Here is a 26103-nt window from a genome sequence, read left to right as displayed (position 1 = left end):
GGTTAGCTAAATAATAAATCAACTGCGGGTTTAAACTTTGGGTCGGTATCCCTGCCGTTCGCCACGTATTGCGTTAAAGCATGGGCGGTAAAAATGGCGGTGTAACCGTCGAATAACTGGTCAGCGAAAACCGCAGCACTTTTGTGCAGGTCTTTAGGATATTTGGCCATCACCCGCTGTACTTCTTCTGCCAACCCGAACCAAAAGTCCACACCAAATAACTGGTTTTTCCATTCTGCACTTACCCGTTCCTTATCGTTTAAAACCGTTTCGGTCAATTCGTTGAGATAACCTAAAAAGTCGGGTATCTCGTTTATCAACAAACTGTGTAAAAGCCTTGCTTTCTGCACGTTGTTTAACATTTTTAATGGTTGCATCCTGCGTTCATTAAGGTGAATAAATGCAGGGGGATCGCTCCCCCTGTGTTGTATTAATTCAGATTGAGCGCATCCGCTCCGTGTTTGGCAAAGTTCCCGCAAAGGTCAAAAGCGACTTGCGCACGCTGTTTAGCCGTACCATCCATAATAGATTTGAATTTGGCATCCCCGTCCTTGAAATTGCGGACGTTTTGGTAATAACCTGTAATGGCATTGTAAGCACCGAATACAGTCCCTGCGGTAGTTTCCATTTGCTGGGTCGGGTTGCCCATCGCATAGGCATAGGCATTATCCACGATATTGGTGTAAGTGGTTGATAGCTTATCTAACAAACCCAATTCGAGGTTTTGGATAACCTCTTTGTTAGGTGCTAAAGCTACCTGTATCAGTTTTTTCACCTGTGCATCGGTGATACGCACCTTTGACCAATGATTAAACAGTTCGGCTAATTCCTGCGCCACAACATGCGAAATGCCCATTAAGGTATGCGCCTGTTTCAGGCGGTCATTAGCCGAGGCGGTATGCCTTATCTTGATGCCCCCCGACTGGTTGCGCAAAGCGGCATTTAAGGTGTTGTTACAAACGATACGGGTCGGTGTAAATGCTGCGGTAATACTGCCGAAACCATCGTGTGAAGTGGTCAGGAACAAATACTGTTCTATTAAATCCTGCTTGCCAACTTTAATATAATCGGGTAGTTTGGCGGTGATGAATATGCGTTCCCCTTTGCCCAAAGCGCCTGCGGTTTCGTATTTGATACCGTCACCGCCATCAACGATAGCATCAAAAAACTGGAATGCATCTGCATTTTGTACCACTTCGTAATCTTTACCAACTACGCCCAAAACGCTGTCATTATCATTGCGCACGGTCGCAAAGAATGCAGGCACCTCTAATTTAGAGGTTGCAAAATCGGGGTCAAATCCTGTGAGTTCATTGTTCAGCGCATTGGTGAACAGAGGGCGTTTCTCCACCGTATAATCCAAACCCGCATAGCGTATCGCTTCCGCACTGGTGGGGTAATCCTCCACGATCTGCCCCAAGCCGTGCCATGCTTTTTCCTTTACACTAAAAAAACTGTGTTTCTCTGTCTGCTCGTTATAAAAAAGATTGTGTGCCATTTTCTTAAATTTTAAGACTAAATATTTTGTTGGTTATCGCTTAGTTAAATTGCCCGCTTGGTTTAATCACGCCTTTTTTGTCACCTGCCTGTTTTGCGGTACTTTTGTTTTTACCTCCAACATTCTTAGCCGATTTGGTCAGCATATTAATTTCGTCGGTGCGAAACCTTAAACTTGCCATCGGCTCACCGTCACGGCTTACCCACGGCTCTGCGGTCATAAAACCCGATAGTTGTACCAACATGCCTTTAGTTAAAAAAGGGGCGATACCCTCACCAAGCCAATACGTGCAATCGATGTAGGCCGTTTCCTCTTTTTGTTCCCCTTGTGATTTGTAACGGCGGTTGACCGCTACCCTGAAACCTGTTACTTTTTTGTCCTCGTTGACTGCTCTCACGGTAGCGTCTGCTACCAATCTTCCTGTGATTTCCATAACATTGAACTTTTGATTTTTAAAAATTTGTTAATTAATTAATTCGCTTTCCCTTTACCTGTGCGACCCTCCCGGATAGCTATTTTTCAAAAGAAAAAACGGTAAAAAAGAAAGTCAAAAGAGCGGTCGTAAGGCGGAGCGGGAGAACTATAAGTCCCGAAGGGTGACCGCAGCGCAGCGGAGGCCATTATGCGTTCGTACGTGACGGCTGACCGAGCTTGACGCCTCTTTTGTCCGTTTTCTTTGGAAAATAGCGGAAGCGTCAGCTGACTTATAGCAATCAAATAAGGTCATGCAAATCCGGAGCATCCGGTTTTGCGCAGTATATGTCAAGGCTCTTGCAGCGCAGCAAAAGTGCCATCTGCAATATTTGCATTTGATGGAAATAGCGTATCTTGATAAGAACAATTACAACTCCGATCATGAAAGGAATTTGCAGGCTTTGCCAACAAGAAAAGGATCTGATCAGGCGGTCACATATATGGCCAGATTTCATGTATAAAGGCATGTATGATGATAAAGGGAGGTTGTATGTTATTAATTCATCGGAGCCGGCTAAACACCGTACCGTACAATCCGGCTCCTACGAACAACATATTTTCTGTTCTGACTGCGATAACGTCAGGATAGGTCAACTGGAACGTTACGCGAGCAATAACCTCTATCGCAAACCTTACCTGGAAGAAAATGCAGCGTTCAAACAGATCAGCGTACCTGGGGGCATCCAAGTGATCCATTGCGAAGATTTAAATTATAACCAGTTCAAACTTTTCCTGTTATCATTATTGTGGCGGGCAAGTATCTCGACGGAAGCAGTGTTTGAAAACTTTAAGTTAGGTGAGGATGAAGAAGAATTTCTGAGAGCGAGTATTTATGAAAAAGCCGTGGTTGATGAAATGGCCTTTCCCTGCGTCTTGCTTACTTCGGGTGGTGCTGCTTTAGATGAAAATTTTATTGCCGTCGATGCGTTCAAAACCGGACTGGTCAAATTTTATATCAACGCATTCGTCTACACATTTTATTTGGCAGAGAACAAAAAAGATGAGACGACACGGCAATTAGCCATCGGTATGGATCAAAAGATGGGAATTATGAAGGTGTCAATTGCGCAATGGAACCTGATCAGGAACAGTATAATAGAAGCGACCATCGCAGCAAGCAATAGGTAGTAGAGGGCTCAGTCCAGTGATCGCAGCAGCATCTTTGTACTAAAGGTAAATTAACGAATCGTCTCAAAACCCGGTACTCTATCGAAGTGTATTGTCATTCAAAGTTTGCGGGCACTACCTGGGATCCGATTATATAAATAACCTCATCATTTAATAGCGGGAGGTGATGAAATACGCTGGCGAGCGTTAACAGGAGTTGCTTCGCGTGAATCCGAAGATCGTCAAACGTCTACCTCATAAATTGCAGCATCTTATTTAAATATGTCACCAGAGACTTGAGCGGTCTGAAGCCGAAAAAGTGAACATTTTAATTACGATCAGTTTTGCCATCGCTGAGATCACCGCCGGTAATATTTATTTCTCGTATAAGCTTTTAAGCCTGCCTGATGTCCGGTTTGTCTATTAATCAGTTGTAACTGCGTCGGATATTAAATAAAAATCACCTTAGGCATGATGTTATCTTCTTTGAAGAATGGTTTAAAAAGATCCTTTTTACAGTCTGAAGGATGAGGAAAATGTTAAATGATTTCTCAAAAGGCTAACTCAAGCTTTTTTAACAAATTCCGATTTGAGCGCCATGGCGCCAAAGCCCTCGATCTTACAGTCGATATTGTGATCGCTATCTACCAGGCGAATATTTTTGACCTTGGTGCCGGCTTTGATGGTTTGCGATGTCCCCTTCACCGGAAGATTTTTGATGGTCACTACCGTGTCGCCGTCCTGCAAGGTATTGCCGTTACTGTCCTTCACCACAAAGCCGTCACTGCCTGCGAGTTCTTCAGACGGGTTCCATTCATGCTCGCATTCCGGGCAAACCAGCAAGCTTTCCAGTTCATAAGTATAAGGAGATCGGCAGATGGGACAAGGAGGAAGTTCACTCATAGCAATTCATTTTTGTTAACACGCAAAGGTAACAATTGCTCGTATTTAAAGGCGATAGAGTAGAAAACCTTGGTTAATACTTTTAAATTACCAGCATACTGTTATTTTTGAGATATGAAACTTTTTATTGCCAATGTGGCCTTTAATCTTGCAGAAGCAGAGCTAAAACAAATGCTTACCCAATTTGGCCAGGTTGCTTCGATCAAGCTGATATCCGATCCGGAGACCGGTAAAAGAAAGGGTTATGGATTTATTGAAATGCCCGTCCGGGAACAAGCGTTGCGCGCAATTGCGGGCTTAAATGACAAAATGATCGGCGGTCGTAAATTATCAGTTAAAGAGGCTGTCGAAAAAGATCAGGGCAGCACCGGTTTCAAATCAAAGGGTAATCCACCTCAAAGGAATTATCGTGATAATGAGGGAGAGATAGATGGCAACCGCTGGTAAAAAGCCGCTGACCGACTATATCCGGGCGTTTGCGCATTTCGGCGGTGTGAATAATGTATTTCATACCAGGTCGTTTGGCAGGCATGCGCTGGTCAACGATGGTGTTTATGTTTACCAGGTGTCACGATTTGATGATTTGCTGGCTGACTATCAAAGTTATTTTAAAGGCGATTATCATGCGGTTTATACGGTGTTTCCTGCGGAGTTATGGGCTTCACTGCTGCATGACAAAATTCAGCTGAGCAGCGATGATCTGATCATTGAACTTTACAAAGGCTGGAAAGCCTTTTGGAAAAAACAGGAGTTGAATGCAGAGCGGCAAGCCGCTTCACTTGCAGCTTTTAATGAAATGATACTGAGTTTTCAAAAGGACGGGGATCTGCTGGAAGCTGCAGATGCCGATGCTGAAGTACTCATTCCTGTGATCGCGATAACCATTCAACGGCAATATGCGAAACGAAAGGACTTTCTGATGGATTGTATTAAGTTGATGACGTTCCGGTACGTCGACCAGATTGGTGACGGACAGCTATTTGTCAAAGTGGGGCCGGAAGGTTATCCGGACGAACATACATTTTTCATTTACACGGTAGATGAAGACTTTTAGCAAAGTCTGGGAATGTCCCGACTTTCTGCGTGTGCTTCATCGGTTAATCAATCCTTATATTTGTTGCCAACGATATGATCATTTTGACGTCCTGTTATGCTTGAACAGCTTCCGAATAAATCCACACTTGCCATAGAGATCTGGACAGCGTACCAACAGCACTTTAAGCGTATCGAGGTCCCGGCTAAATCTATCCTGTTAGCAGAAGGTGATGTGGCTCATAAATTATTTCTTATTGAAAAAGGATGTATAAGGGCATGGCACAATGACGACGGCAAAGAGATCACCGGCCAATTCTTTTTTGAAAACAGCAGCGTTTCTTCTATTGAAAGTTTGAAGAAAAGCATTCCTAGCCCGATCACAATCGAAACTTTGGAACCCTCGGTGATCTGGTGGATCGATAAAGCCGATCTGGATAAGCTTATCGCAGAGATCAAGGAGGTTCCGAGGCTACGCGATATGCTGATCGATGCGCTCTTCGAACGGACATTTGATTACATTAAACAGTTCTCCACGTCTATCCGCGATTCGCCTGAACAGCGGTATCAACAATTGATGCAGGACCGCCCTGAGATTGTTCAGCGTATTCCGCAGCATTATATTGCTTCTTTTCTGGGCATTTCGTCGGTACATCTCAGTCGTATTAAAAACAGGATCGCAAGAAGCAAATAAGCTATTTGATAACAAATGTTATCGTTTGACCGGGACGGGTTGATCTACTTTTGAAAAAAAAAACAAAAGAGATGAAAGCGATAGTAATGTTTCAAAAAGGCGGAACGCCGCAATATGTAACGAATTTCCCGGTACCAAATGTTAACAATGATGACCAACTGATCATGACGGTTCAGGCAGTAGCCATCAAACACCTGGACAGATCTATGGCCAGCGGTACGCATTATTCCACGGAGGGTGACCTCAGCCACGCCAAGGTCATTGGCGGAGATGGCGTTGGCCTGTTGGAAGACGGCACCCGGGTTTTCGCACTGGGCGTGACCGGGACGATGGCTGAAAAAGCATTGATCGATAAAAAAAGAATGGTGGTTTTACCTGAAAATATTGCGCCTGCTATAGCTGCCGCTTTACCCAACGCTGTGGCAGGTTCTGCGATGGCATTACTTTACAGGGCGGACATGCAGCCGGGAGAAACGGTGCTGATCAACGGCGCTACGGGCTTCACTGGCCGGATTGCCGTTCAGGTAGCCCGATTGTATGGTGCAAAGAAAATCATTGCTACAGGCAGGAACGAGCAATCGCTAAAAGACCTGCTGGAACTGGGCGCAGACGCGGTCATCACTATCCGTCAGGATGATGAAGGTTTTATCGAGCAGATAAAGAACATCCATCAGGCTACGCCGATCGATGTGGTGGTTGATTATATATGGGGGCATCCCGCGGAGATGATTCTGGAGGCACTTAAGGGCGAAGGCAACTTCACTCATCGGACAAGGTATGTATCTGTGGGTTCGATGGCGGGCGACAAAATACAGCTATCGGCAGCGATCTTAAGAAGTGTAGACCTGCACCTGACCGGGTCGGGGCTGGGCAGCTGGACCAAAGAGCAGATGAAAGTGCTCTTAACGGAGATTCTTCCTGCAATGCTTCAGCTCGCCTCCGAGGGCAAGATCAGAGTTGATGTGGAAACCATCGGGATTTCAGATATAGAAAGCATCTGGAAAATGGAGGTAGCGGACGGAAAACGGCTGGTAGCGCTTTTCTGACCAATGCTGTAAGGGCTATATCTATAATAGTCTATTTTCCTGAAGAATTAGCCTGACACGGTATGCTTATTGTTTCGACCTGGAGCTGATTACATAAAGGGCAACCGTCACAGTGGCTCAATTAAAAATGGAATAAGCCTTAATAGACGCTTGATAATTTACACTACTCAACGCTCTTTGCGGGCTGATAAAACAGGAAGCAAATGAACAGCAAGTCCCAGCATGAGATTGACCACAGCAGCAATCGTCATCCAGTGATTCTCCCGGTAAAAGGCCAGGATGAAAAAACAACCTTCCTTAATTTTCAAGTAGTATTACGTGATGTTTGGATTAATAACTTTTATGCAGCCGGCTTTTTACAACCGCTGTTCAGTTACACATACCGGTTCATTTTTTTAGTGACAAAAGACCATTCATCAGTTCTTGATTAAACTGATCGATCGTGTTTGTGTTGAGCATCTGATGGATTCGTGTCCGTATGGCTTTAAATTCCTCATGCAACGGACAAGGATTTATCTCTGAACATTGCTTAAGTCCAAGTGCGCACCCTTTAAAGAGTCCGTTCCCGTCAATAGTTTCTACAATGTCACTTAAAGGGCGTTTTAAATTTTCAGGGGCGATATAAAAGCCGCCATTGGGACCTTTAAAAGAATTAATGATTCCTTTACGGCTTAGGTCCTGCAAAATTTTTGCAAGAAAGAATTCCGGCGAATCTATACCACCAGCAATCTCTTTGATTCCAACTCTACGGCCACTTGCTGTAGTGTGTGCGATAAAGAATACCGCACGTATGCCGTATTCACATGTTTTTGAAAATATTCCCATGACTAAACAAAGATAGGAAATAATAAAAGATAAATTTGTCTTTTATTATTTTATTTATAAATTTGTCCTGTCCAATCAGAAACAATCAATCACTGGAAAATAAAAGAAGATAAAAAGGTATTAATATAAACTATATGACAACTGAACAAAAAGCCTACATTACTGCAACCGTTCCTGTTCTAAAAGAAAACGGCGTCTTATTGACCAAGCATTTTTATAAACGGATGTTTACCCATCACCCGGAATTAAAGAACATGTTCAACATGGGTAATCAAAAGAGTGATAAGCAACAAACAGCGCTTGCTCTGGCTGTGCTGGCATATGCAGAAAATATCGCAGACCCTACAGTACTCCTTCCGGTAGTTGACCGTATTGGACACAAACACGTCAGTTTAGATATCAGACCGGAACATTACATTATCGTGGGCCGTCATCTGATTGCGTCTATCCAGGAAGTCTTAGGTGATGGTGCTACACCGGGGATTATTGACGCATGGACCGCCGCATACAACCAGCTGGCCACCCTGATGAGCGGTCATGAAGCATCGCTGTATCAGCATAAAACCAATATGGAACATGGCTGGACAGGATGGCGGCCATTTCAAATCCGTAAAAAAGTGGCAGAATCCGACGAAATCACCTCTTTTTATATGTATCCTGCTGATGGCGGACGCGTGGCAGCACACCTTCCCGGTCAGTTCATCAGCGTTCGAACTTTTTTGCCGCAACTCAACCTTAATCAATCCCGCCAATACAGTATTTCAAGTGCGCCGGATAATAATTTCTACCGCATATCCGTAAAACGCGAACGCAGTCAAAATATTGATACGAACGGCATGATCAGTAATCATCTGCACGATCTGGTAAACGAAGATGATGTGGTAGAGCTGACTGCCCCCTCCGGTAACTTTACACTTAAGGAAGAAATGGACGGACCGATCATACTGATCAGTGGCGGTGTAGGACTGACCCCGCTTCTAAGTATGCTTCAAGCCCTTATGGCTAATAATCACCAGCATTCTGTGACCTGGTTGCATGGCTGCAGAAATGAACAAGTACATGCCTTTAAAGAGGACGTTGAAAATATCACAGCTGAATATCCACATTTCAATCATCATATTTTTTATAACGAGGCAAGTGAACAGCATCAAGCTGCGGGCATCCGTCAGGGCTACCTCGATATTGCAACCTTACCTGAAGATCTGCTGGATCCTGACGGACATTATTTCCTTTGCGGCCCATCGGTTTTCATCAGTAAACAATACAGTGATCTGGTTTCAGCCGGCATCAGCAAAGATCATATTCATTTTGAGGAGTTCGGACCGCAAGTGCTGACACTTAATTAATTTTTTATACTCATAAACTACAACATCATGTTAACATTAAAAATAAATACTAGAAGAAATTGGATGCTTAGAGATGCGAAGACCGATACTTTCCATCCGCTAAAAGCTTATCTTAATTTCGCTGACGGTCAGAAGCAGAACCGCACTTTGTGGTGGTTCGTCAGCCTTATGGTACATGGCAACCTAATATTGGCATTACCAGCGGCACTGATTTATTACTACAATGCTCCTATTTACATATTACCAATAACGATTCTTGGATTCTTTGCTAATCTGGTAGCAAATATGGGAGGGATGAGTATACGAGTAACGCTGACTTCTTTTTTTACAAGCCTGGTCGTCAATCTGGCGATGCTGCTTATCTATGTGTTATAAATTTTTTGTTCTTTAGAGGCTGGTGAAAACCGGCCTTTTTCAATATTTATAAACACTTATAGGCTTAACTTAAAGACAAGCCCGAGCATTCAGCATGTAAACGGTTGTTGCTAACAACCCATTATTATTGCCGATAAGCAGGCCTCGGAGTGTTTCACTCCAATTTCTAACGCTATATTCGGTTGTGTCAATTATTCTCACCGCAACTCAGCCTTCAGCTTACATCTTGCCAAATTGCGCTTAGTACGTTTACTCAGCCAAACGGTCAGCTTTGATGACGGCATCTTCGACAGCTTGGGAGCCTCCGGGACCATCTCAACTGTAGTAAAGGAGACATACGGCCGGCACTGTGTTTGAGCCCGACCCGGCATTTTCCGAAGTATGACGTGGAAAAATGCTATCTGATAAGGGCTGCCAGCATGTCTTCAACAATTTTCAGATAAGGGAACAAAGATCTCGACCGCTGAAGAGCGCGTATCATCAGCACCTGTCCCTCTCCTGTACTGTAACGCTCGAAATACCGGCGGATAACATAATCGGCAGGTCTGAAAACCCTGATAAGGAACGGAGGCGTAGACCCATAGAAAAAATCCCTTCCCCAACAAACCTTCCGGGCTATTCCTGCCAACTGTTCCCCGCTTACCAGGTCCCCTGCGAGATCCAGGGTTTGTCCTAAAAACTCATCCGGATTATTGAACAGATGAACTGTACATTTTCCCACGTCATCGTAAGATAAGAAAGGAAGTGCGGTTGCACCGGCAAAGTAACTGCTGAACACATTGTCGCTCAGGCGCATAAAGCTATATCCGATATTATCCATAAATATACCACAGCGTATGATGGTGAACGGCAGCTGCTTCTTCTGTATCATCCGCTCGATCTCCACTTTATTGTCAAAATGTGGAATTCCTGAAGGAATATTATCGGGGTTAATGATTGAACTGAAGACAACATGCTTTATGCGGGCAACATGACAAGCCCAGATCACATTCCTGCCCTGAAGCAGTTCCTTTTCCGGGTCACTATTCGTATTGCCCAAGTCCCAAGGCTGTAGTACGAAAAATACGCCATAGGCGCTTCGAACCGCGTTGGCGACCGCAGCCTGGCTGGCCGGATCAGCTTGATGCAATAAAGCACCCATATTCTGCATCCGGAGTGCTGCAGGTGCCCGGAGGTCGCAGGTTACAGCTATTACTTCCCAGTTCCCGTCATTAAGCAAGTGACGGATGACGGCTTCCCCCTAGTTACCGGCAGCTCCGAACACAATAATTTTGCGTTTTACCATTTGATTTGATATAATTAAAGAGCTTTTGTCCTGTCAATTAAGCAGTTCCCTGATCACCGGCGCAAATTTTGAATGTTTCAGGCGGACTAGCGCAGCATCTCTTAACCGCCTGGTATGTTCTATAGTGAAACCCATTGAACCGGCAATACTTTGCAATGTTTGAGGCTCATTTCCTGCCAGTCCGAAGGAATTGACAATAATTTCAACATCTCTGCGGCTTAATATTTTCATGCATGCACTTAAGGCAGACCAGTCACTGTTGTCATAAAGTGACTTATCCGGATTCACTTCAGGTATCACTAAAAAATCAAGCAAAGTGATATCGCTATAGGAACTTACGGGTTGATCAACAGAAAGTGTTCTTTCGGAAAACGAAAGTAGTTCGATAATCCGCCAAACAGGCAGTTGCAAGTAATCGGCGAGTTCATCAGGGCTGGGTTGCCGGCAAAGCCGCTGTTCCAAAGCAGACTCAGACCGCCGGATCTTCTTAAATAAGGTATGACAATTATTGGGTAAATGAACCGTCCTGACCTGCTCTGCCAAGGCATAGCTTATAGCCTGCCTGATCCACCACACGGCATACGATATAAACTTACATCCTTTCGAAGGATCGAACTTCTTGGCAGCGGTTATCAGTCCAATATTACCCTCGCTGATCAGGTCCTCAAAACTTAATCCCTGATTTTGGTATTGCTTAGCCACAGACACAACGAACCGCAGGTTCCGTGTGGTTAAAACGTTTAGGGCTACGTGGTCGCCCTCATGGATCCGACGCGAAAGCGCTATCTCTTCTGCCCTGGACAGTACCTGCATTTTGTTAATTTCCCTGAAGTACTTGTCTATAGAGCCGGCGGCTTTATTGGTAAACGACATGGATTTGGTAAATTCCCTCATAAACTTCGTTTTCTGCTTCGTATACAAATCGTTGACTATATAGCCAACTACCTTTAAATCAATTGTTAATATTTCAAAGTATGGCCGATTTGACAAAATATCGTTTGTAGCACGATAGAACGGCGAGACTTCGTAACCATCACAAAATGATGGCCCTTCCATTAAAGTCACGACTTGCCGCTGATGCCACTTAAAGCTGTAGGTCATGGAGCTGATTCACTTTTCGTATCGATACCCCTCAAATAAGGCAGCAATTCACAGACATGTCCTGTCACACAAGCTTACCGGCTATCTTAGCGATTTTGACCGCATGTTACCTTATCTCAGCCATCAAACCTGATCACGGGCTTTATTGTTAACCCTTTTTCGGAATCATCCGCCGCCTCGTTTATCTGTGCCGGTTCATAATATTTGATTAGACGGTCAAAGGGGAATTTTCCACGTTTGAACAAAGAAATAAGCTGCGGTATGAAAAGATCCGGAACGCTGTCTCCTTCAACGATTCCTTTAAGCTGAAGGCCTTTTCCCACGAGGTAATTGGCATCCAGGGACAACGGTTTGGGAGATGCACCGATGATACCGCATGTCCCTTTGGATTTAAGTGAACAGATGGCGGAATTAATAATTTCGCCTCTGCCAGTCGTATCCAGCGCGAAATCGAGGCCGTCCGCTGCTATTGCTTTGACCGCTTCGGCAAAATCACTTTGCCTGCTGTCCAGTGTATGGGTTGCACCAATTGTCAGCGCTAGTTCAAGTCTCGATGGATTGATATCCACTGCGATAATGGTCGTACAGCCTGCAGCCGCAGCGCCCATGATTGCCGAAAGGCCGACAGCCCCAGTGCCGAAGATGATAATCCCGGAACCCGGTCCTGGCTTAAGAGAATTAATCACAGCGCCCGCGCCGGTCTGTATACCGCAGCCCAGGGGGCCAAGCAATTCCAACGGAGCCGTCGGGTCTACTTTTACTACGTTGAGCTCCGGTGCAATCGTATACGTACCGAAAGAAGACTGGGAAAAAAAGAAATCATGAAGCGCCACTCCGTCAAGATGATGCGCGTGCGTGCCGTCTGTGCGGCAGCCTTCAAAATTAAGGCTCAGGAATTGATAACAATATGCCGGGCTGCCCTTCAGACAATTAGGGCACTTACCGCAATGCCCGAAGCTGAGTACGACATGATCTCCTACTTTAACTTTTGTAACCTCATCACCTACTTGCTCTACCACGCCCGAACCTTCATGGCCGAGAACAATTGGCAAAGGTGCAGGATAAACCTGATCCCTCACTGCCAGGTCTGTATGGCAGATACCGCATGCGGTTATCTTAATCAGAACTTCGTTCGGCCGGGGTTCATCCAGTTGTACCTTTTCAAAAGAAAAAAGCCCGCTCTTTTCCTTTATAACTGCTGCTGTGATTTCCATATTTGTTTAATTTTTTGATATTGATAGGGAATGCGAATTCGTATAAATCCGGCAACCACGCTCCGTCTGATAACACGCAGGGAATGATGAGATTCTATTCGTGGTCAATCAATTGTCCTGGTTCTATTTGAGGATATCCAGCAGAGTAGCTGTTAATTTATCGGGCATAGAAAGAAAGGGACAATGTCCGCTGCCAAGGCTGTATGTCTTAGTAATCCCCGCAGCTTTGACCATGCGATACTGCAGGTCTATACCGACCGCGTGGTCAAGCAGCGTATGGATATAGTATTTATCTACCTTCCCGAAGTTTGATGCAGTCAGTGTCACCTTATCTCCAAAGGGAATGGCGGGCTCAACCCTGAACTTTGACACAACCAGTGCCTTAACAGGGTCCGAACCGTCCTGACAGAAGATGTTGGTTACCTGGTCCCTTTTGATGTCAAGCGTCAGTTGATCTGCTGACGATACCAGGTTTGGCCCGAGTAATGACTGTGCGTCTGTTGCTGCCAGTGCGCCAAGTGATTGGCCGTCGGAAGGTAAAAACGCACCGATATAGACAAGTTTTTCAATCCGGTCAGGGATTGCCTCCGCAACAGCGGTTATGACCATACCACCCATACTATGCCCGACAAGGATTACATTGCCGCTTAGCGCCCTGATGGCCGCAACAACTTTATCCCGGTATATGTTCAGGTTTACTGCTCCGGCCGCTGTCTGATCATCTCCGTGAGCAGGAAGTTCAACCACCACCACTTTCTGACCTGCATTTTCCAACCGTAACTTTACATCTTGCCAAACCCAGGCCCCTTGCCAGGCGCCGTGAACAAGCACGTAAGTTTTAACTGTTTTAAAGTGATTGTCTTTAGAACACGAGGCAAAAACACCGAGTGCCGCCAACACAGCAAATGCCGCCGCAATAAGCTTTTTTGAAGTTTTTAGATTTGTAATGTAACTGATCATATAGCTGTTTTAAAGTTTAATAAACCAACATGATACCAGTACTATTAAATAACTAAAAACCAAGTACTTAAAAATTTTAAGCAGATGAAATAATTGATATTTCGTCAATCGGGAGGTAAAAATCCGATATATAGTCAGCGTCCGTAGTTATTATCATCGCTTCCAATATCGAATGGGATCATATGTAATGCCTTGTCAGTCATCATAGATATATTGGCATGCACATACACTTACTATATATCGTGAGTAATGTCCGCGACTGGCGTAATTTCAACAATCCTAAGCTTTTGAAAAAATATAAAATTGTGTCTATCAATACTTTGCTAAATCAGGCCCTTTGCTTGCAGAAATTACGGAAGTTAAACAACACGCCATGTATAAAATGCTGATGAACTGGTTAATTGCAGTATGGATTGCGAGACAGCTAAAAAAACCGCGCGGGCATTGAAAAACACCTTATTAATTACGAGAAAGACGCCGACATAATGGCGGAGGAGATACCCATTGACTTATAGAAGCGTTAAGCGAAGTCCGGATGCAGCAAAGGCTCGGCAGCAAATTCAATGCTGATGTGTAAACCGGAAATGTTACGCATTTTAAATTCACCGCCAAGCTGTTTACTTAAAGCCTTCATCATTTCCATTCCTAACGACTTTGCATGTTCAAGGTCGAAATTATCCGGTAGCCCTTTCCCGTTATCGCTGATATGAAGAATTAATCCGTCTACGCCAACCTGTTGCAGCCCGATAATTATATCGCCGCCATCAGGCCCGAAAGCATATTTAATTGCATTAGTGATCGCTTCATTCAAAATCAAGCCCAGCGGTACCGCCTGCGCCAGATCGAGGTTGAAATTTTCAATAAGCTGCTCGATTTTAATCTTGCGCCTGCGGATATCGAAACAATCAGCCAGATGACCCGTGAGATCGGATACATAAGCCGGCATGCAAATACTGGCAATGTTCCCGCTGCTGCTGTAGAGTTTTTGATGGATAAGCGAAATAGCCTGCACCCGGTTCTGACTTTCCCTTATCGCTTCCAAGGCAGCAGCATTTTCCAGATACGAAGATTGGGAACTCAACAGGCTCATTACAATTTGAAGATTATTCTTCACGCGGTGATGCACCTCCTTCAAAAGCCAGTCTTTTTCTGTAAGCAGTTTATCTTTATCAGCTACCAGGCTCTGCAGCTTGTTGTTTTGATCATTTATTTCTACCTGTTGCCTGGTTAAGTTAAAGTTGCTCCGCTTTTTATTCCGGTATCCGTTGTAAGCGAAACCCGCAATTATAAATGACAACGCTATCCCAATCAATATGATAGTTCTTTCCAGTTCTCCCCGTTTCAGTTCTTCATATTGAAGCGTACTTTTGTTCTTTAGTTCCAAAAAGGATTTTTCGCGAAGCTGCGTCCTGTATTTAATATCCAACTCAGATATTTGCCTGCTTTTGACAGCATTAAACATAGAATCCCTGGTATCGTTGCTATGCTCAAAATAACGGATCGCCGACACGTAATTCCCTAGTGCGGAATCCGCCTTGAACATAGAAAACTCAATATTGCTTCTTTCTTCAACGCTGGAAGACTGAGTGCCTGTCAGCGCCCCATACAAATATTGCCTTGCAATCGCATATTGTTTTTGTGCCAGGTAAAACCTGCCTATCTTATGTAACGCTTCACTACCTTGTATACTATTATGAAATCCCAACGTTTTATTGCTTTCGAGCTGGGCAGCCTGGTCTTGCGTAATCATTTCCCGATAATACCGTTCTGCCTTTATGTGATTACTCAATGCAAAATAAAGGTCGCCATAAGCGGCGGCGATCAGTTCCTTAGTACTTGCATCAACCGGTTGGAATTTTTTTGTAAACACATCAAACTGCTTGAGCGATTTTTTTGCATCGCCGATTTTAATCTGATCTTCTATCTGCCTGTATTTCCAAAAAAATAAATTGTAGCTGTTGATTGAGGCACAATATTCAAAAACTGCCTTATGATATAGTAAAGCTTTTTCCGGCTGGTTTAACTGGTCGTAAATGATGCCTAATTCGCTGTTAAGTGTGGCCATTTTACCATCACTTAATGTTTCTGGCAAATTTAAAACAGCAAGCGTATAATTTAACGCTTTAGGGAAATCACCTTTTATCTGATAGATATCAGACATTACCAGGTAAGTGTTCATTGACGGACTCTTTTTGATAGAACGTAGAATAGAGAATACTCCGAGTCCGTCTTTTTCAGCGGAATCGAGATAATTACACTTCAGGTTAGCTGTTGCCTTGTCACGTAAGGCATAAGCTGCTTCCTGCTTGTTGCCAGCTCTTAAATAACATTTTACCGCCATATCATGGTAGTGAATTATTTCTTTTCCACTACTGTCCGTAAACGGTATATAATTCCCAAGTTCTGACCAGTAGTGTCCTTCATTTTCAAAGTCAGAATCACGGTGGCAGGAATTGATTATCTGCAGCACTGCTTCTCTACCTTTAGTTATATCGCCTTTCAGAAAGTAAAATTTTCCAAGCAACAGTAAACATTGATAATACCATGGTTTAGATCCGGATGATCTGCTTACATTTATTGCCTGAGCAAGAATAGGATAAGCCTGGTCAATCTGATTTCGTAATTCCCTTGTAAAAACAAGGTGTTCACCAATTGTAAGCAGAATCCGCGCACGTTCTTCGCCGTAAACTTCAGATGCGATTTTTAGTGCGTTTTTGTTATCGTTTTTTTCTACGCAAATTCTGGCCAGCATAAAATTCGCCTCATTACTGCCTTGTATATAACGAAGTTTGTTGCTGATATTTAAAGCCTCTTTTGCCGCTATACGGCTACTGTCCAGCAGCCTGTTGCCCTCTGTCTTCGCTTGCCAGTATAAGTGACTTTGGGCTAACAATAAATTAACTTTGTTTGTATCCTGCCCGGCTATCGCAAGTTTCTGAAGTAATTCACCTACAGTTTTCCCTTCTTCTTTAGGCACAGCAAGAGATCCGGATGTCCGCTGCGCTATCGCATTTGAGATAGCCAACAGGCAAACGAGGACAATTAAAACTGAAGACTTAAAGCCGGCCATTAAGTACAAAATTAAGATAGGTCGATAACTACCTGCCAGCACCTCAGGCGGTTAACAGCTGCTTTTTTGAGATACTGAATTAATACATAATAATAAATATCTTTTTTGTAAATATCTTGCTCTAATCAAAATATATTTCACCGGTCAAAAAGCAAGGCTAAATAATATCTTTCAGCATTAAGGTATGGAAACCACGGTAGGGAAGATAATAGCAAGCAAGTCGGCCGTTTATTTCACTTGTGCTGGTGAAAATGCTGAATGTTGTGAAAGCAAAAAACCCATTGTTGACCGGACCGGACATGGGGATATAGTTAGTTTCATGCAGGTGCTCAAAGGCAATCAGATACCTGTTAAGAACATGTCGCATTGCAACAGCACAAAAAAGGCTGATCTTAAGATCAGCCTGCAGGTATCAGTGTGCAGCCGGTACAAATGACGGTTTATCGCTATCTTTGATGTACATCACTAACAGTTTAGCCGGCCTGGTCTTGCTGTCGTTTCTGGCATCACTATGTAAACCGTTTGGGGTTTCGTAAAACGAATCACCTGCTTTGTAATGGTATGTTTTACCTTCAAATACAGAAACAATCTCACCCGATATAACGTAACCGAAGGTTGGACACGGATGACGGTGCGAGGGTGACCGGCTGAACGGCGGAAAGTCGACCACCATCATCTCTACAGATTTATTAGTAAATCCTTTTTCCGCAAGCAGTTTGGTTAGAATAACCGCATGTTTAGTTTCCGCGTAGCCAGGTGATTCTTTCCCGGTTTGCGCGTTTGAACTGATGGAAAGGAATGCAAGTGCGGTCAGCAAAGTCATCCATTTAAGTGGTTTTTTGTTAATTTTCATATTATTTTTATGTTTAGTGATGAATTTTTTTGTTAGCTGCTAACGATGTGGCGTTATTGGTAATGATCGCATCTGTAATCATTACCCCCTTTTCTCCGTTGCCCGTATCTACAGTATGTATATATTTGAAACAAGAGCTCAATTGATCGTATCCCTGATCCACAACGCATATGTGTACCGCCTCTACCGGAATGGATTGATTATTCTGAACACAAAGCAGCTGGCCTTTCAGCACCATGTAATCAAGGCAATAACCTTTGTCCTCTAGTTCTATGACCTTTCTTGTGAGGTTAAAATTTAATTTGCGGCTCTTTCTGGATTTGTTATTCATAGTTATTAATATTAGATACGTGACTTACGATAATCATTGAACCGCTAAAAGATAGTGCCATTTTATGCAATAAGCTGAACTTCAATATTTTAAGAATATTTTTAAGGGAAACTTGACGATACTTCGCCAGTTGTCAGCCAGTGAGACGAAATAGCGCTATTGGTTACCCGGAATAGGCCATAATTTTGGCAAGATCAAAAGGTGTCTCGTCGGTATGCCTGTGGGCTTGTTGTGTATTTTTACCTAAATCATGGTGATTATTTGTTAAACGAAGAGTATCGGTTGAAAACTGCTTATCAAACGCCAGCCGGCTGACATTTACGGAAACACAATGCGCTTTTTTAGATGACTTATTCATGGTTGTTTAAATAAAGTATGATTAATTGGTGGACACAGCCAGGATTTCCGGCTGTTGTTTTCGCAGGAGAATCTTAATGAGCAGTACGGTTACCGCCAGAAGCAGTATGACCGCTGTTATTTCCGCAATGAACAGAAAAGTGGCACGACTGCTGAGCAGCTGTACCTGCACCGCTAAAGCTTTAGCTAATGATACATTCGCCAGCGTTCCTGCTTGGCCAGCATCGTAGCCTTTAGACATAAAAAGCTGTTTAAATCCGCTCAGCCTGGCAGCGGCACCGCCGTCAACAGCAGTAATGTGATTTAAAAAGCCTTCTTTAAAAAGCTGGCTGTAATACAGCTGCAGGTTATAAAATCCTGCGCCTGCATTCAGCAGTGACACAAAGCGTGCACAGGCTGCTATAGCCAGGCCTGTTATACCGGTGCTTGCTGGTACTGAGGTCAGAATAAAAATCATAATAGGCACGAACAATATGCCTGATGCGGCTCCCTGTAAAAACATAGGTGCCAGCAGATCGTTAAAGGAAAGATCAGGTGTCCATATAAAATACATCCACAAATGGTAAATCAGCGAAAGACTGAACCCGGCGATGAGAAAACCAAGGGTCGCGTCCTTCCTGCGAATAAGAATCAATGCAGCGATAATCAGGAAAAGCAGAAGACCGGCGATATTAACCAGTCCAAGTTCAACTACCTGGGGAGCGCTCCATTGCAGGACAGCTGCTGTATAGCCAAATACAATGTTAATACTTTCCTTCATGCCATAGTAAAGCGCCAGTAATGCCAGACCCAGCCAAAATTTGGGGTAGGTAAATACGCGCAGATCCAGCAGGGGGCGCTTGATGGTCAGACTGCGCCAGATGTATAGCATGGTTCCGGCCAGACTGATCAGGGCAGCGTTCAGGATACGCTGGTCGTGGAACCAGTAATATTTAGACCCGTAGACCATCGTGAAGGCAAGACCGATAACTGCACAGGCCAGGAAAACGGTTCCCGTCCAGTCGATCTGGTACAGCGGATAACGACGTATGTTTGATTTATTACTGAATCCTGTGAGAACGATTAACATTGACAGCAGCTGGAAAAGTATAAGATATTTATAAATCACCGTAAAATCACTGTTAAGCGATACCTGTGAAGCTACCACTGCAATCAGTACGCTGCTGCTAAGAACAGTTCCATAAAATATGGAAGAGCTTACTGCCTGCCGGTGTTCTAGTTTCAAAAAGCCTGGTATAACAGTGATTGTGCTTGCGGCAATCGTACAGACCACAACGCCCTGAAAATATCTGATGATAAAAAACAATATCATATCGGTCGTATAAATGCAGGCAATGGACAACAGAATTCCGACCATCATGACAGCCAGCAGGTAATATTTCATTTCAAACCAGCGAAGCAAACGTGACTGCAGCGGCAAGGCCGATAATATGCCGGTATAACAGATTTGAATACTAAAACTGACATCTTCCGGCTGGGCACCGAGATATGCAATTACATAGTTCTGGCTTAACGCAAAAGCTACGAATTGAACGATAGCTGAAAGCAGTACGATAAAAAGCGCTATACGCGTTCCCCAGCTCCAGCCGGTCAGCCATGGTCTTAGATAAGTGGGCTGATTCATATCTTATTTTCTTTTTTCACTGAAACTAAAGCGTTCATACCCGCTTTGACGGGGCTAAGGTCGGAGGGGGCAAACCTGATCTTGACCGGCACGCGCTGGACAATCTTCACAAAATTACCGGTAGAATTGTCCGGTGGCAGCAGTGAAAACTTGGCGCCCGTTGACGCGGCTATGGCTTCAATTACCCCCTTATATACTTTGTTGTCAATGGCATCGAGCCGGATCTCCACTTCCTGACCAATGTGCATGCCGCTAACCTGAGTTTCTTTGAAGTTAGCGGTAACCCATTTATCCTTTTCATTGACGATGGAAACCAGCGGCTGGCCAGGCTGGATCTGCTGCCCTTCGAGGATCGTTTTCTTTCCCATCCGGCCTGTATAAGGAGCTACAATTACCGTGTAAGCCTGGTTGATTCGGGCAAGCTCCAGTTCAGCCGTTTTCTTTTTAAAGTCAGCAGCCAGCAGGGCGCGTCTTGATTTCAATTCTGCGATCTTGGCATAACTCGTTTTTAAATTATTTTCGGATGCGCTGTAGTCACTCACCGAAACGTCATAACGCGATTGTACGGATTCAAGATCTGATCCGGTGATCGCTTCCTCTTTAATCAGATTTTTAAAACGTCTGATATCTGCCTGTTGCAGCACGAGCTTTGCTTTTGCGCCATTGATCTGGTCTTTATTCACCAACGTGGCGGTTTGCGCAGAGGTAATACCCGCTTCCAAAACAGCAAGCTGTGCCCGGGAATCATCGACGGCGGCCTCTGCTTCAGTAACACGCTGACGGTTTTCCCTGTCATCCAGAATGACCAATGTATCTCCTGATTTTACTTCCTGATGTTCTTCAAACAAAACTTTTTTGATATAACCTCCAGTTCGTGCAGACACCGGGTTAATGTAAGCTTCCACCTGGGCATCATTGGTTTCCTGATAGCGCTTATTCCTTAAAAAATAACCGGTAAAGTACCAGATACCGGTTCCTAACGCCAGCAGTGCCAGAACAGCCAGAAATATATTGCCGGGGTGAAACTTAGACTTCGTTGATGTATTCATGATTTCTATGATATAGGGTGTTTAATTAGAATGTAGCGGATGTATAAAGCAACTGGTAGTAAATGAACTGGGCATTGGTTTGCGCCTGAACCAGATTGAAACGACTTTCCTGGTAAAGGTTATCGGCGTCCAGCAGATCGGTGAGCAGCGCGAGCTGATTGAAATATTTTGCGCTGACGATTTTGTAATTAACCCGTGCCTGTTCAATAGATTTTTCAGTAACCGAAATCCTGTTAAGCGCTTCCTGATATTTGATCAGTAGACTGCCGGCCTCCTGCCGGACATTGTCTTTTGTATTTTGCTGTACATAATTCAATTCCAGCCTTCGCATCCTGCCTGCCAACATCTTATTTTTGTTCTGATAAAGCGAGGAGATATTATAAGAGACTTTTAATCCGACAAAGCCAATGCTGTAGGCCTGGTCAACTGGTGGGTAGAATATGGTATTGGGATAACTGATGCCGTAGGCTGAAAACAAGGAAAGTGAAGGCGCATAATTACTTTTGATTCCCCTGATCCTTGCGTCCTGTATCTTTATATTGTAACCGGATCTTTGAACCGCATAAGCGTTTCGTGCAGCTTCACTCACTAATTGCAGCAATGTATCGGCGCGCGGCCGGGACATATTAGCAGAGTCTGCTGGTAATACGCGGAGACTGTCCGGCACGTTCAGCAGTACATTCAGTTTCTGACTGCTAATTATAATGTCATTCTCAGCTTGTTCCAGGTTCAGTTTAACGGCGGAAAGTACCAGTTCAGCACGGAGCACATCACTGCGGGTCACCTTCTGATTACTGTACAGCGCATTAATATTCTTCAGCCTTGTCTGAGCGCGGATGACCTGTTCTTCAATGAACCTTTTCTGGTCATTCAGGCGAACCATACTCAGATACTGAGCAACTACCTGGAGAGCGACATTCGCTGTTTGTTCCTGAGTGGCGACCGTAGCCAGATCACGTTTTCCCTTTTGTTCTGCTTCAAATGCTTTTTGCCTGCCGCCTGAATAGAGATTAACAGCAGCAGAAACGTTTAGATCTGCGCCGTTCGAGCTGGGACGTTTGGGTACGGAGTGCGCACCTCCTAAAAAGCTTTCGTAAAGTGTTAGGCTGGTAAAGCGCTGATAATCGCCGCCAGCCGTAATGGTTGGCAATGCTGCGATCTTTGCATCTTTAAGGTCTGCCCTGGCAGCGTTCTCTTCACTTTGCGCAGCTTTAACCAAATTGTTATTAGACTTGCCAAGCATAATGGCCTCCTGTAGGGAAAGCTGGAAAGGCCTGCTGTTTTGCTGTGCAGCAACATTTAGTGGCAACATCAAAATTTGGCACAAAAGGATTCCCGCGAGCCCGGTAAGAACCGGCTTTAGATATATAAAGTTCATGATATATTGTTTTGAGGTATTAATTCATACTGCTGGTAGAATTGCTGTTTGCTAATAAAATCTGATATAGATATGTTCTGATTTCGTCTGTGGTATAGGTCTGTGCTGGCATGTCACCATCAACCTGTACATCGCAAATAATCATAGACAGCATACTGATCAGGGTGATATAATAAAAGGATGTGTTCAGCGGCCTGAAGTCTCCCTCCGCAATTCCCTGTGCCATGATGGCCTGAAAGACCATTTCATTTTCTGCAAGAAAATCTACGATCGTGTCACGGATCGGCGAAGGCGACAAAGAAAGCATCTCGCGGTATAACATGCGCTGAAAGTTGCCGTTCAGGCGATAGCTATCCATATATATCATTAAGAATCTTCCGAGTTTGTCAATTGCAGATAAGGGCTGTCCTTTGATACACTGAAGGCTGATGACCATTTCCTTTAGCCTGGTACAAAAAATCTCCCGGTAGAGTAACTGTTTGGATCCGAAATAATAACTGATCAGCGAAATATTCGTACCGGCTGCCCCGGCAATATGGCGGGTAGAGGTCAGCTCATACCCCCGCTGAGCAAACAGCTTCTCAGCCGTTAATAAGAGCTTGGTCCGGGCATTGGAAAAGATATCGGCAGTAATGCTCATCTTTGTTCCTCCTTTCCGATCTCCATCAGAAACAAATTGGTGTCTTTATTGAACTCCAGAAAAATGCTGGCCTCACCTGAAAAAATCACGGTGTCACGGTAGTCCAGTTGGCAGCCATTGGCAGTTACCTCGCCGTTAAACACAAAGAAGATCAGCAGATGGCCGGCGGTAATAGCAGAGATCGTATGGTTTGCGCCGGCCTTAAAAGTGCCGATCCGCAACCATTTTTTTTGATTCTTCCCATTAGCATTCTCTTTTTCGTCAGTAAAGACGACTGTGTAGAACTTTCCTTTCTCGCGGCCGACAGGCCCTGAGTGAAACTGATAGCTGCTTTCCTCCTGACCGGGTAGCATCCATATTTCCAGAAGCTCGGTATCCGTTTGATCATCATTGTTCTGCGTTACAGAAGAAAGTATTTCATTTCCTGTATCTATCGCCAGAATACCTTGTTCACCCAAAACGGTGCGGTAGCCCCAGGAATCAAAATAGTCAGCTTCGCCGTTAATCGCTATCCGGAGAACCTGGACAGGGCTGCCAATAAAGTGCTGAACATCCTGACGTCCGGGAAGCAGCACTTTGTTATCAAAGCGAATTACAGGCCCCCATGCGTTATCCTCCGGTTTCATACGAACAGGAAAAATTGAATGGTAGATTTTCACTCCTCCCATGTCTGTAAATTTGCGGTCTTGTTCTGCCACGTATTTCATGTTCTTATTGATTCGGTCGGTCATTGATGTCTTGCTGATTGTATAGTACAAATATCTGAATGAAGCGTGCCGGTAAAAAGGTCATTTTTGCTGTACTTTTCGTCGAATTTGCTGTCATTAAAGACCGGAGTTGTGATAAACGGACGACGGCTGAATGAGGTGTGATAAGCCGCCGAAGCTTTTAAAGGCAGCTGCCGGAGCCGCTATCTTAAGCTCTTTCTGTATTCAGCCGGAGAAACGCCTTCATGAGATTTGAAGAATTTACCAAAAACAGACTGATCGGAAAAGTGGAGTTTGTCGCTGATCTGGGCGACGCCGAGACTTTTGTTCTGGAGCAATACCTTTGCCTCCAGAATTACAGCCCGGTCAATCCACTCCCCGGCGGTCTTGCCTGTTTGCTTTTTAATGAGTTCAGAAAGGTACTTCGGTGTAACATTCAGTTGATTTGCATAGAAACTGACTGACCGGTGCCGCCAGAACTCTTTGGTCAGCAGATTCCGGAATTTAATGAACGCTGATCCATGTTCATCACTTTGCAGCGACCTGGTTCCAAGATTTTTGTGCATTGCGTCAATTTCGTGAATCAGCAGGTAACTGTAACTGCGCATCAGTACCTGCTCGTTGGCGTGATCAACGTTGAACGATGTTTTGATCATGTTAAATATCGGGGCTATACGGTTCACAGCACCGTTATCCAGTTTAAGTATGTGCCGGTCATTGTCTTCGAAAAACTGGTATTTGCTTAGGTAAAAGATGTTTGCCCTTGTTTCGAGCAGGAACGAATCGGTAAAGAAAAGAAGTTCCATTACCGGTTTCTCAGTACTTTTTCGGAAAGTCCGGGTGACTGTCGGGCTGATAGTAATCACTGCAGGTGCAAAGACCTCCCGGCAGGTAAGTCCGGCCTGCAAGCTTATGCTGCCTTCTTTCAAAAATAAAATAGCGTAAGTTTCCGTACGAAACGGTTCATCAGTATACAGCGGTTCTTTACCGAATTCCACATAAAAGTAATCGTTTCTTTTAGTGGTCAGTTCGAAAGCTTTTTGAAGCCTGGAGATAGAGTATAAGCTGATATCATCCATAATCCATTTAAACTAGCTGAAATTCATTTTCATGTTCCTTATTTTAATTCCTTGTATACAGCAATGCCATCATAAAGAATTATTTACAATGGTATACTAAAACGATTCAATCGTGAGTAGTCGCCCCTTTATCAGGAAATGAATACTTTTAAAAAGGAGATATATGATCAGCGTAGACAAAAACGCAAGTAAAAAACCTGCGATAAAAGCTGAAAGCTGCCGATGATTATGGGCTGCATATTGAAAGGCCGCATTTGTCAAAGCGGCTACCGGAAACGCTAATGACCACCAGGTGTATTTAAAGCCGTTTTGGTGAAGCAGGATTCTGAAGACCAAAATGAGGAAAAGAAACAGTCCGAAATAAAAAAGGACAGCTGCAAAAAGATCGACGTGCCCCGAGACAGCGGTATAAGCCAGGAAACAAACGCCAAACGGGCTCATCAGGATCATTAGCGTGGGTTCCATCTTATCGTTTAGGCGGGGGAAATGCAGCAGCCTTGAAAATATAAGATTTAAAAACACAATCGTAAGTACAGCACCCACGGCTAAACAGAAAATATTTAATTCATCAACCCAGAAGGCATGGATAAAGCCGCCTGTCTGGGCAACGTTTAAAATGCCCACAGCGGGAAGTATCATGGCCGGTTCAAAATCGGTCTCCCGATGGAGTTTCGTCAGAAGGTTGTAAACCGTAATATAAGAAAGTAAAAAAATCAGCCCGGTTCCGGTTATCCAGCAGCATAAGCCAGCCAGCCAGGAGTAAGGCATAGTTACCGCAGCAAGCAATAAAAGACTGATCGGAATCGTTCCATAGAACCTTCCCTGTACAGGGTCGGTAAATTCAGCCAGCACTTTATAAGGGTAAACGGTCAGTTTTATAATAAATATGAATGCCGTTATTGAAAAGACCAGCCAGGCAAGAATACCGCTGATTATACTCCAGTACCGACCTATCTGAAATAGGTCTTCAGCAAGGCGCAATGCTCGGCTGAGACCTGCTGTTCCCATGACAGCGCTAAAAATACTTACAGGAAAATTGTAAAGCGCAGACTTTTCCGCTCTCCATAGTTCCTGCTGAGGTTTCCGGTGGTATCCTAGTAAAATCATTCCTGTTGTTCTTTTGTTATCATTACTTTCAATATAGTTTGGGCTCAA

At 44.2% G+C, this 26103-nt stretch carries 29 protein-coding genes; 7 read left to right on the top strand and 22 right to left on the bottom strand.

Going from position 1 to position 26103, the window contains the following annotated elements; translation table 11 throughout:
* Positions 1-2: 2 nt before the first annotated feature.
* The 3 genes from ACE5CV_RS10630 to ACE5CV_RS10620 are packed head-to-tail and all read right to left on the bottom strand — an operon-like array spanning position 3 to position 1931.
* Positions 3-377: a hypothetical protein gene (locus ACE5CV_RS10630; protein ID WP_374950143.1), complete on the bottom strand. Its 375-nt coding sequence runs from the start codon at positions 375-377 to the stop codon at positions 3-5.
* Positions 378-430: 53 nt separating this feature from the next.
* Positions 431-1498, bottom strand: a complete 1068-nt coding sequence (locus ACE5CV_RS10625) for a DUF932 domain-containing protein (RefSeq protein WP_374950142.1) — start codon at positions 1496-1498, stop codon at positions 431-433.
* A gap of 40 nt (positions 1499-1538) precedes the next feature.
* Positions 1539-1931, bottom strand: a complete 393-nt coding sequence (locus ACE5CV_RS10620; protein WP_374950141.1) for a single-stranded DNA-binding protein — start codon at positions 1929-1931, stop codon at positions 1539-1541.
* Positions 1932-2353: 422 nt separating this feature from the next.
* Here ACE5CV_RS10620 and ACE5CV_RS10615 point away from each other — a divergent pair, with 422 nt between their 5' ends.
* A complete protein-coding gene (locus ACE5CV_RS10615) occupies positions 2354-3100 on the top strand; it encodes a hypothetical protein (protein WP_374950140.1) in 747 nt (248 codons plus the stop codon).
* Between the two features lie 543 nt (positions 3101-3643).
* On the opposite strand, the gene ACE5CV_RS10610 is transcribed toward ACE5CV_RS10615, so the two are convergent.
* Complete coding sequence (locus ACE5CV_RS10610) at positions 3644-3982, bottom strand: zinc ribbon domain-containing protein YjdM (protein ID WP_374950139.1); 339 nt, start codon at positions 3980-3982, stop codon at positions 3644-3646.
* Between the two features lie 114 nt (positions 3983-4096).
* Between ACE5CV_RS10610 and ACE5CV_RS10605 the strand changes: the two genes are divergently transcribed.
* The 4 genes from ACE5CV_RS10605 (at position 4097) to ACE5CV_RS10590 (ending at position 6754) form a co-directional block, all read left to right on the top strand.
* Positions 4097-4429: an RNA recognition motif domain-containing protein gene (locus ACE5CV_RS10605; protein WP_374950138.1), complete on the top strand. Its 333-nt coding sequence runs from the start codon at positions 4097-4099 to the stop codon at positions 4427-4429.
* Positions 4413-5036: a hypothetical protein gene (locus ACE5CV_RS10600; RefSeq protein WP_374950137.1), complete on the top strand. Its 624-nt coding sequence runs from the start codon at positions 4413-4415 to the stop codon at positions 5034-5036. Before ACE5CV_RS10605 ends, ACE5CV_RS10600 begins: the two co-directional genes overlap by 17 nt.
* Before the next feature lie 96 nt (positions 5037-5132).
* A complete protein-coding gene (locus ACE5CV_RS10595; RefSeq protein ID WP_374950136.1) occupies positions 5133-5708 on the top strand; it encodes a Crp/Fnr family transcriptional regulator in 576 nt (191 codons plus the stop codon).
* Between the two features lie 50 nt (positions 5709-5758).
* Positions 5759-6754: a zinc-binding alcohol dehydrogenase family protein gene (locus ACE5CV_RS10590; RefSeq protein WP_374950135.1), complete on the top strand. Its 996-nt coding sequence runs from the start codon at positions 5759-5761 to the stop codon at positions 6752-6754.
* Positions 6755-6921: 167 nt separating this feature from the next.
* On the opposite strand, the gene ACE5CV_RS10585 is transcribed toward ACE5CV_RS10590, so the two are convergent.
* Both ACE5CV_RS10585 and ACE5CV_RS10580 read right to left on the bottom strand, forming a co-directional pair.
* Positions 6922-7062 carry a hypothetical protein gene (locus tag ACE5CV_RS10585; RefSeq protein ID WP_374950134.1) on the bottom strand — a complete coding sequence of 47 codons (141 nt, stop codon included), beginning with the start codon at positions 7060-7062 and terminating at the stop codon, positions 6922-6924.
* Positions 7063-7141: 79 nt separating this feature from the next.
* Complete coding sequence (locus ACE5CV_RS10580) at positions 7142-7579, bottom strand: RrF2 family transcriptional regulator (RefSeq protein WP_374950133.1); 438 nt, start codon at positions 7577-7579, stop codon at positions 7142-7144.
* 134 nt (positions 7580-7713) lie between these two features.
* Between ACE5CV_RS10580 and hmpA the strand changes: the two genes are divergently transcribed.
* Together hmpA and ACE5CV_RS10570 are read left to right on the top strand one after the other, a co-directional pair.
* Positions 7714-8925 (top strand): NO-inducible flavohemoprotein, encoded by a 1212-nt coding sequence (gene hmpA, locus ACE5CV_RS10575; RefSeq protein ID WP_374950132.1) that lies wholly within the window; start codon positions 7714-7716, stop codon positions 8923-8925.
* 27 nt (positions 8926-8952) lie between these two features.
* Complete coding sequence (locus ACE5CV_RS10570) at positions 8953-9300, top strand: hypothetical protein (RefSeq protein ID WP_374950131.1); 348 nt, start codon at positions 8953-8955, stop codon at positions 9298-9300.
* Between the two features lie 397 nt (positions 9301-9697).
* On the opposite strand, the gene ACE5CV_RS10565 is transcribed toward ACE5CV_RS10570, so the two are convergent.
* The 16 genes from ACE5CV_RS10565 to ACE5CV_RS10490 all read right to left on the bottom strand — a co-directional run bounded on the left by ACE5CV_RS10565 (position 9698) and on the right by ACE5CV_RS10490 (position 26103).
* A complete protein-coding gene (locus ACE5CV_RS10565) occupies positions 9698-10528 on the bottom strand; it encodes an NmrA family NAD(P)-binding protein (RefSeq protein WP_374950180.1) in 831 nt (276 codons plus the stop codon).
* 90 nt (positions 10529-10618) lie between these two features.
* Positions 10619-11479 carry an RNA polymerase sigma factor RpoD/SigA gene (locus ACE5CV_RS10560; RefSeq protein WP_374950130.1) on the bottom strand — a complete coding sequence of 287 codons (861 nt, stop codon included), beginning with the start codon at positions 11477-11479 and terminating at the stop codon, positions 10619-10621.
* Positions 11480-11802: 323 nt separating this feature from the next.
* Positions 11803-12900 carry an NAD(P)-dependent alcohol dehydrogenase gene (locus tag ACE5CV_RS10555; protein ID WP_374950129.1) on the bottom strand — a complete coding sequence of 366 codons (1098 nt, stop codon included), beginning with the start codon at positions 12898-12900 and terminating at the stop codon, positions 11803-11805.
* Positions 12901-13023: 123 nt separating this feature from the next.
* Positions 13024-13860, bottom strand: a complete 837-nt coding sequence (locus tag ACE5CV_RS10550; protein ID WP_374950128.1) for an alpha/beta fold hydrolase — start codon at positions 13858-13860, stop codon at positions 13024-13026.
* A 520-nt stretch (positions 13861-14380) separates the two neighbouring features.
* Entirely contained in the window at positions 14381-16930 is a 2550-nt protein-coding gene (locus ACE5CV_RS10545) for a histidine kinase dimerization/phosphoacceptor domain -containing protein (RefSeq protein ID WP_374950127.1), read from the bottom strand.
* A gap of 157 nt (positions 16931-17087) precedes the next feature.
* On the bottom strand, positions 17088-17297 hold the full coding sequence (locus tag ACE5CV_RS10540; RefSeq protein WP_374950126.1) for a hypothetical protein: 210 nt from the start codon (positions 17295-17297) through the stop codon (positions 17088-17090).
* Between the two features lie 45 nt (positions 17298-17342).
* Entirely contained in the window at positions 17343-17783 is a 441-nt protein-coding gene (locus ACE5CV_RS10535) for a cupin domain-containing protein (RefSeq protein ID WP_374950125.1), read from the bottom strand.
* 13 nt (positions 17784-17796) lie between these two features.
* A complete protein-coding gene (locus ACE5CV_RS10530; protein ID WP_374950124.1) occupies positions 17797-18114 on the bottom strand; it encodes a hypothetical protein in 318 nt (105 codons plus the stop codon).
* 163 nt (positions 18115-18277) lie between these two features.
* The gene (locus ACE5CV_RS10525; RefSeq protein WP_374950123.1) at positions 18278-18472 is read right to left on the bottom strand and encodes a hypothetical protein; all 195 of its coding nucleotides are present in this window, start codon (positions 18470-18472) and stop codon (positions 18278-18280) included.
* Positions 18473-18493: 21 nt separating this feature from the next.
* Complete coding sequence (locus ACE5CV_RS10520) at positions 18494-20095, bottom strand: hypothetical protein (protein ID WP_374950122.1); 1602 nt, start codon at positions 20093-20095, stop codon at positions 18494-18496.
* Complete coding sequence (locus tag ACE5CV_RS10515) at positions 20092-21144, bottom strand: HlyD family secretion protein (protein ID WP_374950121.1); 1053 nt, start codon at positions 21142-21144, stop codon at positions 20092-20094. Before ACE5CV_RS10515 ends, ACE5CV_RS10520 begins: the two co-directional genes overlap by 4 nt.
* Before the next feature lie 25 nt (positions 21145-21169).
* Positions 21170-22522: a TolC family protein gene (locus ACE5CV_RS10510; protein WP_374950120.1), complete on the bottom strand. Its 1353-nt coding sequence runs from the start codon at positions 22520-22522 to the stop codon at positions 21170-21172.
* A 19-nt stretch (positions 22523-22541) separates the two neighbouring features.
* Positions 22542-23162 carry a TetR family transcriptional regulator gene (locus ACE5CV_RS10505; RefSeq protein ID WP_374950119.1) on the bottom strand — a complete coding sequence of 207 codons (621 nt, stop codon included), beginning with the start codon at positions 23160-23162 and terminating at the stop codon, positions 22542-22544.
* The gene (locus ACE5CV_RS10500) at positions 23159-23893 is read right to left on the bottom strand and encodes a hypothetical protein (RefSeq protein WP_374950118.1); all 735 of its coding nucleotides are present in this window, start codon (positions 23891-23893) and stop codon (positions 23159-23161) included. The genes ACE5CV_RS10505 and ACE5CV_RS10500 overlap by 4 nt, the downstream gene beginning before the upstream one ends.
* A gap of 179 nt (positions 23894-24072) precedes the next feature.
* A complete protein-coding gene (locus ACE5CV_RS10495; RefSeq protein ID WP_374950117.1) occupies positions 24073-24948 on the bottom strand; it encodes a helix-turn-helix domain-containing protein in 876 nt (291 codons plus the stop codon).
* 96 nt (positions 24949-25044) lie between these two features.
* The gene (locus ACE5CV_RS10490) at positions 25045-26103 is read right to left on the bottom strand and encodes a hypothetical protein (protein ID WP_374950116.1); all 1059 of its coding nucleotides are present in this window, start codon (positions 26101-26103) and stop codon (positions 25045-25047) included.

It is taken from the genome of Mucilaginibacter sp. (genome assembly GCF_964263795.1).
In the GTDB taxonomy this organism is placed as follows: domain Bacteria; phylum Bacteroidota; class Bacteroidia; order Sphingobacteriales; family Sphingobacteriaceae; genus Mucilaginibacter.
This window is presented reverse-complemented; position numbering and strand designations above follow the sequence as displayed.

What these genes read in the sequence shown, in the direction of transcription:
- ACE5CV_RS10630 (WP_374950143.1), bottom strand. Translation starts at nt 377, where the DNA reads ATGCAACCATTAAAAATGTTAAACAACGTGCAGAAAGCAAGGCTTTTA.
- ACE5CV_RS10625 (WP_374950142.1), bottom strand. Translation starts at nt 1,498, where the DNA reads ATGGCACACAATCTTTTTTATAACGAGCAGACAGAGAAACACAGTTTT.
- ACE5CV_RS10620 (WP_374950141.1), bottom strand. Translation starts at nt 1,931, where the DNA reads ATGGAAATCACAGGAAGATTGGTAGCAGACGCTACCGTGAGAGCAGTC.
- ACE5CV_RS10615 (WP_374950140.1), top strand. Translation starts at nt 2,354, where the DNA reads ATGAAAGGAATTTGCAGGCTTTGCCAACAAGAAAAGGATCTGATCAGG.
- ACE5CV_RS10610 (WP_374950139.1), bottom strand. Translation starts at nt 3,982, where the DNA reads ATGAGTGAACTTCCTCCTTGTCCCATCTGCCGATCTCCTTATACTTAT.
- ACE5CV_RS10605 (WP_374950138.1), top strand. Translation starts at nt 4,097, where the DNA reads ATGAAACTTTTTATTGCCAATGTGGCCTTTAATCTTGCAGAAGCAGAG.
- ACE5CV_RS10600 (WP_374950137.1), top strand. Translation starts at nt 4,413, where the DNA reads ATGGCAACCGCTGGTAAAAAGCCGCTGACCGACTATATCCGGGCGTTT.
- ACE5CV_RS10595 (WP_374950136.1), top strand. Translation starts at nt 5,133, where the DNA reads ATGCTTGAACAGCTTCCGAATAAATCCACACTTGCCATAGAGATCTGG.
- ACE5CV_RS10580 (WP_374950133.1), bottom strand. Translation starts at nt 7,579, where the DNA reads ATGGGAATATTTTCAAAAACATGTGAATACGGCATACGTGCGGTATTC.
- hmpA (WP_374950132.1), top strand. Translation starts at nt 7,714, where the DNA reads ATGACAACTGAACAAAAAGCCTACATTACTGCAACCGTTCCTGTTCTA.
- ACE5CV_RS10570 (WP_374950131.1), top strand. Translation starts at nt 8,953, where the DNA reads ATGTTAACATTAAAAATAAATACTAGAAGAAATTGGATGCTTAGAGAT.
- ACE5CV_RS10560 (WP_374950130.1), bottom strand. Translation starts at nt 11,479, where the DNA reads ATGAGGGAATTTACCAAATCCATGTCGTTTACCAATAAAGCCGCCGGC.
- ACE5CV_RS10555 (WP_374950129.1), bottom strand. Translation starts at nt 12,900, where the DNA reads ATGGAAATCACAGCAGCAGTTATAAAGGAAAAGAGCGGGCTTTTTTCT.
- ACE5CV_RS10550 (WP_374950128.1), bottom strand. Translation starts at nt 13,860, where the DNA reads ATGATCAGTTACATTACAAATCTAAAAACTTCAAAAAAGCTTATTGCG.
- ACE5CV_RS10545 (WP_374950127.1), bottom strand. Translation starts at nt 16,930, where the DNA reads ATGGCCGGCTTTAAGTCTTCAGTTTTAATTGTCCTCGTTTGCCTGTTG.
- ACE5CV_RS10540 (WP_374950126.1), bottom strand. Translation starts at nt 17,297, where the DNA reads ATGCGACATGTTCTTAACAGGTATCTGATTGCCTTTGAGCACCTGCAT.
- ACE5CV_RS10535 (WP_374950125.1), bottom strand. Translation starts at nt 17,783, where the DNA reads ATGAAAATTAACAAAAAACCACTTAAATGGATGACTTTGCTGACCGCA.
- ACE5CV_RS10530 (WP_374950124.1), bottom strand. Translation starts at nt 18,114, where the DNA reads ATGAATAACAAATCCAGAAAGAGCCGCAAATTAAATTTTAACCTCACA.
- ACE5CV_RS10525 (WP_374950123.1), bottom strand. Translation starts at nt 18,472, where the DNA reads ATGAATAAGTCATCTAAAAAAGCGCATTGTGTTTCCGTAAATGTCAGC.
- ACE5CV_RS10520 (WP_374950122.1), bottom strand. Translation starts at nt 20,095, where the DNA reads ATGAATCAGCCCACTTATCTAAGACCATGGCTGACCGGCTGGAGCTGG.
- ACE5CV_RS10515 (WP_374950121.1), bottom strand. Translation starts at nt 21,144, where the DNA reads ATGAATACATCAACGAAGTCTAAGTTTCACCCCGGCAATATATTTCTG.
- ACE5CV_RS10510 (WP_374950120.1), bottom strand. Translation starts at nt 22,522, where the DNA reads ATGAACTTTATATATCTAAAGCCGGTTCTTACCGGGCTCGCGGGAATC.
- ACE5CV_RS10505 (WP_374950119.1), bottom strand. Translation starts at nt 23,162, where the DNA reads ATGAGCATTACTGCCGATATCTTTTCCAATGCCCGGACCAAGCTCTTA.
- ACE5CV_RS10500 (WP_374950118.1), bottom strand. Translation starts at nt 23,893, where the DNA reads ATGACCGACCGAATCAATAAGAACATGAAATACGTGGCAGAACAAGAC.
- ACE5CV_RS10495 (WP_374950117.1), bottom strand. Translation starts at nt 24,948, where the DNA reads ATGGATGATATCAGCTTATACTCTATCTCCAGGCTTCAAAAAGCTTTC.